A 498-nucleotide genomic window follows, 5' to 3' on the forward strand; every position below is an offset into this window, starting at 1 on the left:
AAACGGAGAAGGAGGGATTTGAACCCTCGCACGGTATAACCCGTCTACACCCTTAGCAGGGGCGCCTCTTCAGCCACTTGAGTACTTCTCCATGAATCCTATTCAATTAGTGGAACAATGGGCCTAAATGGACTTGAACCATCGACCTCACGCTTATCAGGCGTGCGCTCTAACCAGCTGAGCTATAGGCCCAAAACAATTTCCAGCGGGTGACGAGAATCGAACTCGCGACAACAGCTTGGAAGGCTGTGGTTTTACCACTAAACTACACCCGCAAGATTTGCTTTGAATGGCGCGGGACAGAATCGAACTGCCGACACATGGAGCTTCAATCCATTGCTCTACCAACTGAGCTACCGAGCCGACACCGGTTCCAACGAGACTCGAACTCGTGATCTCCTGCGTGACAGGCAGGCGTCCTAACCAACTAGACCATGGAACCAATTGCGGGAGCTGGATTTGAACCAACGACCTCCGGGTTATGAGCCCGACGAGCTA

At 52.4% G+C, this 498-nt stretch carries 5 tRNA genes; all 5 read right to left on the bottom strand.

Annotated features, from left to right (window positions below):
* Nucleotides 1–3 precede the first annotated feature (3 nt).
* Nucleotides 4–91: transfer RNA gene (locus FD02_RS07330), tRNA-Ser, on the bottom strand.
* Between the two features lie 27 nt (nucleotides 92–118).
* Nucleotides 119–192 (bottom strand) — tRNA-Ile (locus FD02_RS07335).
* A 12-nt stretch (nucleotides 193–204) separates the two neighbouring features.
* Nucleotides 205–275 (bottom strand) — tRNA-Gly (locus FD02_RS07340).
* A 15-nt stretch (nucleotides 276–290) separates the two neighbouring features.
* A tRNA-Phe gene (locus FD02_RS07345) sits at nucleotides 291–363 on the bottom strand.
* A gap of 5 nt (nucleotides 364–368) precedes the next feature.
* Nucleotides 369–442 (bottom strand) — tRNA-Asp (locus FD02_RS07350).
* Between the last annotated feature and the right edge of the window lie 56 nt (nucleotides 443–498).

This window comes from Lacticaseibacillus nasuensis JCM 17158, from assembly GCF_001434705.1.
Lineage (GTDB): Bacteria > Bacillota > Bacilli > Lactobacillales > Lactobacillaceae > Lacticaseibacillus > Lacticaseibacillus nasuensis.